Annotated in this window: 12 protein-coding genes; 1 reads left to right on the top strand and 11 read right to left on the bottom strand. The window is 45.9% G+C overall.

The genetic code is table 11. The features are described 5' to 3' along the window. The first annotated feature begins 42 nt into the window (after positions 1-42). Complete coding sequence (locus tag NCI00_RS17870; protein WP_253529749.1) at positions 43-744, top strand: SGNH/GDSL hydrolase family protein; 702 nt, start codon at positions 43-45, stop codon at positions 742-744. A gap of 90 nt (positions 745-834) precedes the next feature. On the opposite strand, the gene NCI00_RS17865 is transcribed toward NCI00_RS17870, so the two are convergent. From NCI00_RS17865 to NCI00_RS17815, 11 genes are all read right to left on the bottom strand, one after another. Continuing rightward, complete coding sequence (locus NCI00_RS17865) at positions 835-1,449, bottom strand: outer membrane beta-barrel protein (protein WP_253529748.1); 615 nt, start codon at positions 1,447-1,449, stop codon at positions 835-837. Between the two features lie 12 nt (positions 1,450-1,461). Next, positions 1,462-3,216: a serine/threonine protein kinase gene (locus NCI00_RS17860; RefSeq protein ID WP_253529746.1), complete on the bottom strand. Its 1,755-nt coding sequence runs from the start codon at positions 3,214-3,216 to the stop codon at positions 1,462-1,464. Positions 3,217-3,249: 33 nt separating this feature from the next. Further along, on the bottom strand, positions 3,250-4,146 hold the full coding sequence (locus NCI00_RS17855; RefSeq protein WP_253529744.1) for a Stp1/IreP family PP2C-type Ser/Thr phosphatase: 897 nt from the start codon (positions 4,144-4,146) through the stop codon (positions 3,250-3,252). Further along, positions 4,122-5,006 carry a serine/threonine protein kinase gene (locus NCI00_RS17850; RefSeq protein ID WP_253529742.1) on the bottom strand — a complete coding sequence of 295 codons (885 nt, stop codon included), beginning with the start codon at positions 5,004-5,006 and terminating at the stop codon, positions 4,122-4,124. Before NCI00_RS17850 ends, NCI00_RS17855 begins: the two co-directional genes overlap by 25 nt. Before the next feature lie 91 nt (positions 5,007-5,097). Continuing rightward, positions 5,098-6,786, bottom strand: a complete 1,689-nt coding sequence (locus NCI00_RS17845; RefSeq protein ID WP_253529740.1) for a trypsin-like peptidase domain-containing protein — start codon at positions 6,784-6,786, stop codon at positions 5,098-5,100. Between the two features lie 193 nt (positions 6,787-6,979). Beyond that, positions 6,980-8,785 carry an ABC transporter ATP-binding protein gene (locus NCI00_RS17840; RefSeq protein ID WP_253529738.1) on the bottom strand — a complete coding sequence of 602 codons (1,806 nt, stop codon included), beginning with the start codon at positions 8,783-8,785 and terminating at the stop codon, positions 6,980-6,982. 52 nt (positions 8,786-8,837) lie between these two features. Beyond that, a complete protein-coding gene (locus NCI00_RS17835; RefSeq protein WP_253529736.1) occupies positions 8,838-10,157 on the bottom strand; it encodes a hypothetical protein in 1,320 nt (439 codons plus the stop codon). Between the two features lie 143 nt (positions 10,158-10,300). Continuing rightward, positions 10,301-10,606 (bottom strand): hypothetical protein, encoded by a 306-nt coding sequence (locus NCI00_RS17830; protein WP_253529733.1) that lies wholly within the window; start codon positions 10,604-10,606, stop codon positions 10,301-10,303. Between the two features lies 1 nt (position 10,607). Continuing rightward, positions 10,608-10,787 carry a hypothetical protein gene (locus NCI00_RS17825; protein ID WP_253529730.1) on the bottom strand — a complete coding sequence of 60 codons (180 nt, stop codon included), beginning with the start codon at positions 10,785-10,787 and terminating at the stop codon, positions 10,608-10,610. A gap of 61 nt (positions 10,788-10,848) precedes the next feature. Then, positions 10,849-11,034 carry a hypothetical protein gene (locus NCI00_RS17820; RefSeq protein ID WP_253529727.1) on the bottom strand — a complete coding sequence of 62 codons (186 nt, stop codon included), beginning with the start codon at positions 11,032-11,034 and terminating at the stop codon, positions 10,849-10,851. Next, entirely contained in the window at positions 11,031-12,104 is a 1,074-nt protein-coding gene (locus tag NCI00_RS17815) for an MFS transporter (RefSeq protein WP_253529726.1), read from the bottom strand. The genes NCI00_RS17820 and NCI00_RS17815 overlap by 4 nt, the downstream gene beginning before the upstream one ends. Between the last annotated feature and the right edge of the window lie 246 nt (positions 12,105-12,350).

The following is a 12,350-nucleotide window of genomic DNA, read 5'->3' as shown; positions in this document are numbered from 1 at the left end:
CGTATTTCAACCCCAAAAATACAATAAAAACGTCAACGAGCGATGAAATGGACGATAAGTATTCTAATTTTGATGATGGCTTGTGCCGCCGAATCTCCTATGAACAACGACCAGACTCCAGCGCCTACACTCGTCCCCGGGCAATACCGTTATTTGTCCCTGGGGGATTCTTATACCATTGGTGAACGGGTAACGCCCGAAGAACGATGGAGCGTCATTTTGAGTGATTTGTTGCGCAAAAACAACATAAACATCGCCGATCCAGAGATTATCGCCAAAACGGGCTGGACAACAGCCGACCTGATGGAGGGTATTAAAGGCAGAAATCCTAAAGGCCCTTACAATTTGGTTTCTATCTTGATTGGGGTAAATAACCAATACCGTGGCCAATCCATTGAGCGATACCGAGAAGAGTTGCGCGAACTTCTTCAACAAGCCATTGGATTTGCGGGTGGAAACATCGGACGCGTTTTTATGCTTTCAACCCCCGATTGGGGCGTAACACCATTTGCCAAAGGAAGCGACCAAGCCAAAATTGCCACAGAAATTGATGCATTTAACAATGCTGCCAAGGAGGAATGTGAAAAATCAGGGATTGTATTTATTGATATAACCCCACTCTCGCGTACGGCTCGCAACGATGCCTCACTTATTGCGGATGACGGGCTTCATTTTTCGGGAAAAATGTACCGTCAGTGGGCTGAATTTGCCTTACCAACGGCACAAAATCGGGTAAATAAATAAGTAGGGTAAAATGTGTTACAGGAAAATGAAATATCCTAAAACGATTTTGAATCTCTCCTTATATACGTATTGAATTAAGAAAAGTCACTTTTATTGATTAAAAAAATAAACTATCCCCAAAGACGCCCGGAAAGTGCGCACATCGGGGCGGTCTTCAAACCCCTGACCGTTTGCTAAAAAACTGTTAAACTTCCCAAAAGTACCGCCAATCCGACCATTTATAGCCAATTGAGGGGTGATAAAATAGTTTACGCCACCGCCCAACCATACCCCGGGGCCTTTCAACTGAAACTCGTAAAATCGAGCATTCAATAAAACGGGCTTTATTCTCAGGTTTGTCAATGCGTAGCCACCTTCTACAAATGGGCGCACTTTTTGCAATGTTCCGCCAAAATTGGCCCTTATGCCAGCAACTAGCGTTGCCATTTGATTGATGTCCCATTCTGACTTGAATTTTAGGGTTTGGGCTTCATATTGGGCAAATGCTTCAAAACGCTGGTTAAAACCATATCCCAAACGAACCCCAGCTCCTATTCCATTTGGATCTGATTCATCTAGTTGGTCAAAAAACGTGGACGACCATTGAACAAGACTGCCGTACAAATGCACGTTTAAGCCTTCGGTATTGGACTGAATATCCTGCGCACGTAATAAAAGTGAGGTGGTCAGAAACAAGAGAGGCAATAGAATTATCTGTCGTAGCATTGTTTTAAAAGGTTAGAATGGAACGGTAAGGGTGGTACGAGTGGTACGTAGATTGTTGATGCGGCGGCCTTGCTGAAACACCACCTCATCGCTGGCTTTATCGCTGTATTCGGGGTATTTGATGGCTATCCATTGATTATTGACCGCTTCAACAGCTTCAAATTGAACGGCTAAAAGCGCTTTTTGTGAATTGGAAGCAGGTCGAGCCGACGTAACGCGGGCCCGCACCCGAGCTCCTGTTGACACCACCGTTAAACCATCTATTTGAACAGATGACACCGCTCTCAGCCAAACGATTTGCCCCGCCGCCGCGTCCGATGAAATTGTTTGGGCGAACTCTACCGCAAAAGGCTCATTTCTTACTTCAACCGTTGCCATTCGAACGGGTGCTTTGTGCTCTGGCTCTTTGGGCTTTTCTTCTTTTTCAACCGGCTTAGGCTCTTCCTTTATGGGGTTTTTATCTTCTGGTTTTTCGTCGACTGGTACCTTCTTTTTTACTGGGTTGGCAGGAGTATTGTCAACGGGCTTTGAGGGTTTATCAATCGGAAGGACTGATTCTTGTTTAGGTGGCAAACGCACTACCACTTCCGCTTGGGCAATTGTAGGAAGGCTGTCCCGTTTTTTTTCAACCGCTGGGCTGACTACCATTTTTGTTGTGTCTTTTTGAACCAGACCAAAGGGTGGTTCTTTACGGTCATCGTCTTTTTTATCAATGCCAACAAGCCAAAATCCGACAATCCCCGCCGCAATCACGATAGCTCCCAACAATATCAACCCTTCCAAACTCAACAGATTAGCCTTGAGTTGTTGCGTTCCAGATTGCTTCTTAGGTTGCGTATCGGCACCCGCCAACCGCGTAGGTGCTACCTGTGGTTTGTCAGTCTTAACATCGGCCAAACGAGTGGAGGGTAAAGGCTTGGGAGTAGTATCAAAAATTTGGAGGTTAATCGGCCCAGGTGCTACCACCAACGCCAAGGCCTGACGTAATTCTAAGGCTTTAGAAAAGCGTTTTTCTGGTTTCTTTTGAAGCAGTACCTCCAAAATTTCGTCTATCTGTTTGGGCAATTCACCCACCCGTGTTCGTGCCGAAATGGGTTTTTTAGTCAAAATTTGGTTGATGAGGGTTGTATCAGTCGCGGGCTCAAAAGGCAGTTTTCCCGTCAATAGTTCGTAGAATAATACCCCAACGGCGTACAAATCCGACTGTACTGACGGCTCCGCGCCATTCAATAATTCAGGGGCCATGTATTCCAACGTACCAACCACCCTATCTACCCGGGTGAGGCGCTGACTGCCAACCATTCGCGCAATGCCAAAATCCATCAGTTTAACCGTTCCTTCACGGGTGAGCATCAAATTTGCGGGTTTGATGTCTCGGTGCAAAATCCCTTTATAATGGGCGTGTTGCAACCCATCAAGTGCCTGAATAACAATCCTGATGGCCGTTTCTAATGGCAATTTTCCTTGCTTAGACACCAAACGCTCTAAAGTCATTCCGTCCACCAACTCCATCACCATCACATTGTCGGACCGAACTTGAAGAAAATTGTACAAGGTCGCCACATTTGGATGGTTAAGTTGAGCAGAAAGCACGGCCTCATTCCGAAACCGTTCCATGAAAGTAGCGTCGCGCAACAAATGTGGATGCAGCATTTTGATGGCTACCGGACGACGAAGAAACGTATCGGTGGCACGATACACCGTCCCCATACCTCCTTCGCCGAGGAGTTCTTCGATGTGATAGTTTTGTAGGGTTCGGCCAATCATTTTAGTAAACAGTAACGGTTAATTATTTGTATATCAAGCAATTTCTTCCGTTGGTCGGAGAGCTTGCGGTGCTTCTGAAAAGAGACGCTCAATCAACAACACGGTGATATTATCGTGGCCACCGCGTTGTTTGGCGGCTTCTACCAACTGCTGCGCCGATTCATTTAAGGTGGGCATAAGCATCAGTTGCGCAATTTCATCATTTGTGAGATAGTCGTATAAACCATCGGTACAGAGCAACAGACGATCATCGCTTTCGAGGGAATGGGTCATGGCTTCGACATCAATTTCCACTTTGTTGTGGGTACCCATGGCGCGAGTGAGTACGTTTCGTTCTGGATGTTTTTCGGCTTCCAAAGGAGCAATAACTCCTTGCTGAACAAGCATTTGAACATACGTATGATCAGTTGATAATTGTAAAAGTTGGCCGTTTTTTAGCAGATACAATCGGCTGTCACCTACATGCGCAATGTACAATTTAGCATCGCACACCACCACCGCCGTGCAGGTTGTGCCCATGCCGCGCTGACGTGCATTGCGGCTTGCCGCCTGCCAAATGGCACGATTGGCTTTAGTAAATGCCAGAAACAAACTTTCTTCGGGTGTTTCTTCCCGTTGGTAATACGTTTTGGCAATGGTTTCCACTGCCATTTGAGAAGCGATTTCTCCCGCGGCGTGCCCTCCCATGCCATCTGCCACAATCGCCAGAAAACCTTTTGATGACCGTACCAACAAATCTGCTGGACGCACAAACCGCGCCGCGTCTTCATTGTTGGTACGCACACAACCTACATCCGATACCACCACGGCCCGTAAGTCGCTGAAAGATTCTGACAGGGAGGCGTCAGTTGCTTTATTTGATAACCATTTTTTCCAGAACATGGCACGTAGAGGTTCGGTGTAGGTCAATGATTTTTTGTTCTTAGCCAACGTTTTACGGGGATTTTTTCCATAAAATCTGTGAAAGTATCCACCCATTCTGCAAGCGAAAATCCGTTGTCTGCTGGGCTTTTTAATTCTTGCAGCAGTTCCGTCGCCGTCATTCGATTGGTGCTATTGATTCGCAACAACTTATGAATGAGACGCTTGCTTCTTTTTGTCAAGTGTGGAACCAATAAATCGGGGGAAGTGTACTGTCCTCGTTCGATTTTTAAGCGAACTTCCGTTTCGCTGCGACCGTCGAAAGGCAAATGCCCCGTCAGCATTTCGTAGAATAAAACCCCTAACGACCAACAATCAGACTGAATGCTTACTTTGCCATGAAACTGCTCAGGAGCCATGTAATGCGACGTTCCGACGATGTATCCTTCCTGCGTGAGTTTGGGCGTATAAGTCGATTTGGCGATTCCAAAATCCAACAATTTGGCAAAACTCTCACGGTTTACTTTTACGTTTCCCGGTTTCAAATCGCGGTGGATGATGTTTCGTTCGTGCAAATAAACCACCGCCAACACTATCTGCTCCATTACCTTCCAGACAAACGCTTCGGGCAATCGCCCTTGTCGTTTGATGAGTTTTTCAAGCGTAATTCCTTCGACGTATTCCATGATAATGCAGGGCGTACCATTTTCAATCGCGTATTCGTAGAGGGCCGCAATATGAGGATGTTGCACAGAAGCCTGAATGTAGGCCTCGTTACGAAAGCGGGCGGCTTGGTCGGCTCGATAGAGGACTTTCACCGCCGCGGGGCGGCGAGAGGTCTGGTGTTGTGCTTGATACACTTCGCCCATTCCTCCCGAACCGAGCCATTGCGTTAAAACGTAGCCTTTTATGTTTTGGCCTAATTGCATTTTATTGGATTTTCGATGATTGATTTTGTCGAACAAAGAATCTAATTATCAGAAAATTACACCCTTAAAGCATGGATTAATAAGCTGCTAATTATTCACTTTTAGGCGTTTTCAACAATTCCATTCCGTACTTGATGGGAATGGCGAATGAGATGATTCCCTGCCGGGCGTCGCCACCACCCGCGTAATAAATCCCGATGACGTTTCCTTTTTCGTCAAACATCGGCCCCCCGCTGTTGCCGCCGCCCGTGGCGTTCAAATCCAGTTGGTAGCTGTCGCCGAAACCCGATTGTTTAGTCGTAAATTCTGCGGAGCTGGCCACCACTTGCTGCACGTGGCCCGGCGAAGTAACGGGCGAAGCCACTTCAAATACCTCAGCATTGGGTTTGAACGGGTCGTTCGATTTACGAACTACGCGCTGCTGCGGAGCGCCGCCAGGATAGCCCATCACGATAATTTCTTCGCCCGCTTTTACCGAACCGTAATTATCTTTGAGCGTCACGGGAGCCAGATTGTTGACATCCACCTTGATAAGCGCCACATCATGGCTTTGTGAAGGCGTAATCAGACGGGCTTCATACGGCTGTGAGGTGTTGGCAAAGACCACTTTTAAGTATTTGTTGCGGCCTTCTACCTGCGCTGGCCGACCATCCACCATGGTAGCTTCCGAAGGAACCCAGCCAAAAATTTGTTCGGCCCCCACGGTGGGTTGTTTGGCTAATACAGGCTGTCCCGTTTTATCAAGCCCCTGCACCAAAAAGCCCGGGAAGTTGTTCCAAGCAAAGCCCGAGTAGCGCGTTTTCCAAGCAGCGCCCACGTGGCGGTTGGTCAAAATCTGACCGTCGGAGCTTACTACAAATCCGCTGCCCGTTCCGGTAGAGCCCACGGGTAAGCCCACCAATGATTTTTTCTTGGTAACCAAATAAGGCTCGATGCCGTTTTGGGTCTGCACAAACAGCGGACGGAACGTACCTTGCGCATCGGGGCGGTATTCATGGTACAACTCCTCGTTTTCTTGCACTTCGTACAGTTCCCACGAAATAAAAATCTTTACTACTTTATCGGTATTGGCGGAAGCGATAGCGGCGGTAGAAATCGGCTTGCCCTGCTCTACTTTTTCCTGCAATGCCACCATTTGGATTCGGGCTTCTTCTTGTTGTTTTTGGAGCGCCTGATTGTATTTAGCATCCATCTCTGCTTGGTCTTCTCGGGTCGAATTCCAGAACACGAATCCTAAAGAGCCAAAAATCACAAAAGCGGCGGCCATAGCAGCCCAAAGCGTACGACGAGATTTGCTGCGTTCGGTGTTGATTACCCGTTCAAACGTCTGCTTGCCAATGCCCGTTTTGATGGGTGTTGATTCAGAAACTTCCAACGGAACAAATTCATTGGTAGGTTTAACGACTTCTACCAATCGAGTGGCGGGCATTAATTCGGCGGGACGCGGGTCAATGTCAAAAATAAAAGCGGGGCCATTATTTCCGAGTTGGATTTCGTCGCCTGGCTCGATGGGAGTTTGACCTTTTACGCGTGTTTTGTTGACAAAAATTCCGTTGCGGCTGTTGTTGTCAATCAACACAAAAGCCAAAGGGCCTTCTTTGACGATTTTGCCATGCTCACGGCTAACGACCGTATCAATTTCAGGATCGAACTGAATATCGCTGTCGTTTGAACGGCCAAATGTAAGTTCGTTGTGGCCGTTAAAATCAAATTCTTCCACTTGATTTGCTTTGGCTCCCACAAGGTGACGAATGACGAATTGTTTGACGGTAGCGTTCATTGTTGTAATGTTTTTCAGATTTTTACGATGACTATTTCTTTTTGAATATCAGGAAGTTGCTTTATTTTCAGTGCTTTTGTTGCCTCGCTTCTGACGATACAAAGTTCCTCCAAAAAGCCACGCTGGTAAATCCGGAAACACCTACATTTTGGGTAAGGGAAACCTGTATTTTGAAGTATAGGAAAACCTGTAGTTAGCCCAAAACCGTGGCGGCAAGCCGCCCGATATTGAGGGTACGGGCGTTGGAATCGATGATTTCGCGGTAAAGCCCCCCTGCCGCATACAGCGTTTCGTGGCTGCCTTTACCAATGATTTCACCTTCCTGCATCACATAAATTTGGTCAGCGTCCATGATTTGGCTGATACTGTGCGAGATAATCAATACGGTACGATTTTTCTTGATGGCATCGATGCTGTCTTTGATTTGCTCCGCCGTGATGGCATCCAAACTTGCCGTGGGTTCATCCAAGAAGATAATGGGAGGATTTTTGAGGAATAAACGCGCAATAGCAATCCGCTGCTGCTGCCCACCCGACAGCGCTTTGGCTTCAGATTGATACCCATTGGGCATCTGTAAAATTTGTTCGTGCAGACTCGCTTGCTTAGCCGCCGATACGATTTCGTCTGGGGTAGCTTCCAATTTTCCGTAACGAATATTTTCTTCGATGGTACCCGAAAAAATATGGTTTTTCTGCATCACCAAACCCACATTTCGACGAATCCAGTGCGGGTCGTATACCGTCAAGGGTTTTCCATCAAGCAGAATTTCTCCATTCGTGGGGGAATAAAAGCCCGCCAATAAATTCATGGCTGAACTTTTTCCTGCCCCCGACAAACCCACCAATGCCGTTGTTTTTCCTGCTTCCAAATGCAGATTTACCCCTTTCAAGGCTTGCTTTCCGTTGGGATAAACAAAATCAACGGCTTTCATTTCAAATGTTCCCGAAAAAGATTTATGCACAAGATTCCAATGGTTTTTCGTTTTGCTTTGACTGTTTTCGAGATATGAGTTGTTCTCAATCATATCAAAAAAACCTTCGGCATAAGTGAGGGCTTCGCTGTATTCATCATAAATGCGGTGGAGGTGCCGCACGGGCGCCGAAACGTTGTTGAACAACATCAAGTGCAGCAAAATCGCCCCGATGGTCATTTGTTGGTTCAGGACAAAGTAGATGGTGACCACAAAAACCATTACCACGCCCAACTGCTCCGCAATGCTTTTGAGGCCATCAAAAAGATAATTGGTTCGGTGGTGTTTTACTTCGCTGTCGGAGAGTTGTTGGGTTAGTTTCCATTGGCGACCTGTCTCGTATTCTTCTCTAACAAAGGACTTTACGACAAAAATAGACTCAATAAGGTTAAAAAGTGTGTTGGCTTTTTCTTCACGAAACTGTTGAATATTGCGTCGAATAAGTTTCTGACGTTTGGATTGTTCCCGACTGATGAGCGCATAAAGTGGCATGATGAGGGTAGCACATACGCCCACCCAAATGTTTTTTTTGTACATCAGAGCCAAAGCCAACAACGCATTGGCAAACATGGGCACGATGTCGACAAACAAATTTTTGACGGTTTTGGTCAGACTCTCGATGCCTTTGTCGATGCGTTTTTCAAGCTTGCCAATTTGGTTTTGAGAAAGCGCAAAAAAAGACAAATGATACGACACCATTCGCTTGATGCTATAGTTGTGTAAATCGGCCGCTAAGCGAAACCGCAGGCGGTCGCTCAAGAATTTTTGCCCCAATTGTACCAGCAAATTGATAATTTCTTTGGCAAACAAAACCAACACTAGCCCGCCCACTATCCAAGCGATTTGTTCATGGGTTTGGTTTTTTTTGTCAATAATTTCCTGAACGGTATTGACGGTATATTCCATCACCAAAGGGGTTACTTGGGCCAATAAAGCGCCTACTCCCGTGAGAATAAAAGCACCGATTAAACTCTGATGATACTTTTGCACAAACGGCCAAAGCTTTTTTATAAGGGTGACGGTCGACATGAACTTTAGGGGTGAGAAGTGAGGAGATAAGACGAGCGGCCCCGTACTAATTTTACAATTTCTGCATAAACTCACGGGTGTTGAGCGTGGCGTCTGATTCGTAATCATAAAATAGCTCAACCATAGAAGACACAATGTGCGGGTCGTCGGTGAGGAATGCGGTCAATTTGGAAGGGCGGCCGCTGGAGTTGGAGCCGCTCCCTAAAATACACACACACAAGGTTTTCTGAATACCAGGGGTGTTTTCACGGGGAGTGCTTATGAACAATTGAATGGGTAATGTTTTGTTGACTTTGGTAACGCGGACTCCCAAGTCCAGCATTTCGCGCATGGCCTGCGAATGTTGGTTGTAGAGTTGGCGAATCAAAAGCGACTGTGCATCCGTTTCGTCTTGTCCGTTCATGGCAATCATAAAACGGTTGTGGTGGGGTACGGTTTCATTAACGGCCAGCGCCGAATTGCTACCGCTTCGGTAGGTTTCGACCGACACATGTTCGTTGAATATTTTGCCTAAATATTTTAGAAAAGCGTGGCTTGAACCTTCGTTTTGATCATTGAGTGTTACAAATTCTACGCGGGCACCGCTGCCGATTTTTTGCAGATAAATGGCCGTTTCTTTGAGTTTATTTTCAACATCGGTACAATCTCGCAATAGCGCTTCGGCGCGTCGGGCGTAGTCAAATTGGGTAGCGTGACGCAGTTCGTGGGGTTTTAAATCGGCATGTTTGGCCACCAAGTCCATCCGAAAAGGGGAAATCGCCTCAATTTTGGCCGTATTAGACAGCACCAATAGGCTATTTCCCTGCATTTTTGAAAGCTCTATTACTTTATCAATACCTTCCAACACATCTTTGGTACCTTCCATGAGCTGCACTTTCTCGTTGACCTTGCCGCTCACTTCCATCATGATGCCGTTCAGCGACTTGGTCGCCTGGACCAACAACCCGGTTTGGGTTTTAATGTGGTCCATTTCTTGTTGATTGAGGCGTTCTTTTTGCCGATTTATTTTCTCGGTAGTAACCGTCAAAAACAACCCAATAAAAATCCCGACAATTCCACCCACCAAACCAGCGATGTCCAACTCACGAATGTACTTATCAATACCCGGGCTGAAATAATTTTGCGGGTCAGTCCAATTACCGTTGACAGATTGAAAATCAGACAAATAATGCATCGTATCGTAAAAAATATAATACCACTTTAAGCCCAAAGAAATGAGCAATACGATGAAAGGAATTAGAAAGAAGAATGTAAAAAGCAGCGTGTGTTTTTTGGTAATATCAAACAAAACCGCAAAAAAGCCCTCATCATGGGCATTAGTTGAATGAATTTGAGGCTTAGAATGCTCTATTGGCGCAGCGTTGGATTCCATGAGTGAAAGCAATTTTATCGTTATGATTGAACGATACAAAGTTCTTTCAAAACCCAATACCCGTAAATCCGGAATCACCTACATTTAGAATACAGGAAAACATACATTTAGAACGTACAGGTTTTCCTATAGAGAAGCAAAAATTAAATCATTCCCGACCAGCCAAGCCCAAAACTCACCGCGTTGGCAACTAGTCCAATGAGGAAGCTTTTTGACCAGCTCACTTTCCATAAAGCCCTTATCCACAGGCCCTCCATGAGTGCAACGAGTAGCTCTAAAAAATAAATATTACCCCCGAATTGATAATAATAGTAGACAAGAAACGTCCAAGTAGATACGTTGATTAGCGCACCCAGCCCAACAATAGTCGTCAGGCGGTCGGTACGTCGCAAAAACAGCCAGAGGATGGGAATCTCAATCAGCCACGTTTTGAGAAGATGAATCCACATATTAATGCTTTTGGCGGGCTCGGCGATACCGCACAAACAGCAACACGGCAATAGACAAAACACCAACCAGTAATAATACATCAGAAACTGGCGCTGGCGAGCTGGTCGGTACTTCCACAAGGTCTGCAAAAGCAACGCTAGAAGCAACCATTAAAAAAAGAAATAAAGTAAGCTTTTTCATAGAGGATATTCAAGATAAATATTTAATAACCAACACATTAAAAGCATATAGACTCCAACAATCAAGGCTTGTTTCGAGCGCGACGATAGCGGATATAAAATAACGCAGCGATGGCCACCACTCCTGCCACTAACAACAATTCTATACTACTATCACTGGATTGGCTCGATTGATTATAATTTCCAACCTCATCAGCCCAAACCGACGATACCATAAATTGCGCAACCAGAAAAAATAACTTTTTCATGAATTGTAAAGGGTTTTATGAAGTTTGAACGCGTAGAAATATAATCCCCAAGCGCACAGGCCTAACAAAATTAATTGAGGTAAAAAATAAATCTCTGACAGCATCGAAGAATAAGGTACCACTCCCCCCAAGGCAATAGCCAAACCAAACGTTGCCCCGCTGATGGTAGCGGGTAATTTTGGAAAAATCCGTTGCAATGCCGTCACGCTCACGGGTGTAACCGACTGTAACAAACCTGTTCCGAGCATTAACCAGAACAACTTCCGATACCCCCACGACAACGCAGGCACTGCAATCGCCAAGGCCGTCAGGGTATACAATCTCGCTCCAATGCGGTCGGCCAACCAGCCTCCCGCGAGTTTTCCAATCATGGCGGCCAAGGCGGTATAAAACAGCCATTCGTATTGATGCGTATACACCAACTGAACAAAATTCCAGACCGCCGACCGCATAGCAATGGCCGCCAGCAACAAAATCATGAGATAATCGTGCGTATCGAGCAGCGGTTGTTCTTTCCAGTGAGTGTCATTTTTTTGAGCGTCCGGGAATTTTGCCCAACTCAAAAAAAACATTATTAAGGCTAATCCTGCCATCAGAAAATACATAACCCACTGCCAGTGCAGAGCCGCCGCCCATCCGCCCAAGGCCAACCCCAAAACCCCAAATGCCGAAAACATACCCACAAAAACCGACTTTTGGGGAAAACTCATCAACGTTGTACCGCCACCAGCCACGTGAAAAAAAGCCGAACTAATGCCCGCCAACGCCGTAAAAAACCAAACATTTGTCGTTGAAAAAAAAAGTGCAGCAATCATGACCACCAATGAAATCACCGAAGCAGCCCGAAACTTACCGATTCGGTCCAGCCATATACCAGCGGGAAGTTGACCGCCAAAAGCCAATATATTGTAGAGCATCACTACTCCTGCAAGCTCCCCAAAATTGGCCCGATGCGCCAAGCCTCCCATCAAATATCCCGCCGCCGCATCCGAAAAACCATGCCCAAGCCCTAAGGCCAAGACCGTAGGTTGACAGTGTTGAAAAAGAACGTTTTTTTTTGCGAAAAACATTAGTTTAGGCGGAGTTTTACTTTGGGCATCAAGTTGTTATCAAATATCAGATAAATGCTGTATTTAAGCAAATTTACCCAACTGAAATGCATGGTATCAACCTTTTGTATTTCTTTTTTCATTCAGGAATCCCGCCGCCACAACTCAGCACTGAAACATCCATAATTACCTGTATTTTAGCTATAGGAAAACCTATATATTTGGGCTATCGGCTTGGAAATGATTACGTTTTGTACTTATTTTCCC

Origin of the sequence: Runella salmonicolor (genome assembly GCF_024158025.1) — a bacterium.
In the GTDB taxonomy this organism is placed as follows: domain Bacteria; phylum Bacteroidota; class Bacteroidia; order Cytophagales; family Spirosomataceae; genus Runella; species Runella salmonicolor.
This window is presented reverse-complemented; position numbering and strand designations above follow the sequence as displayed.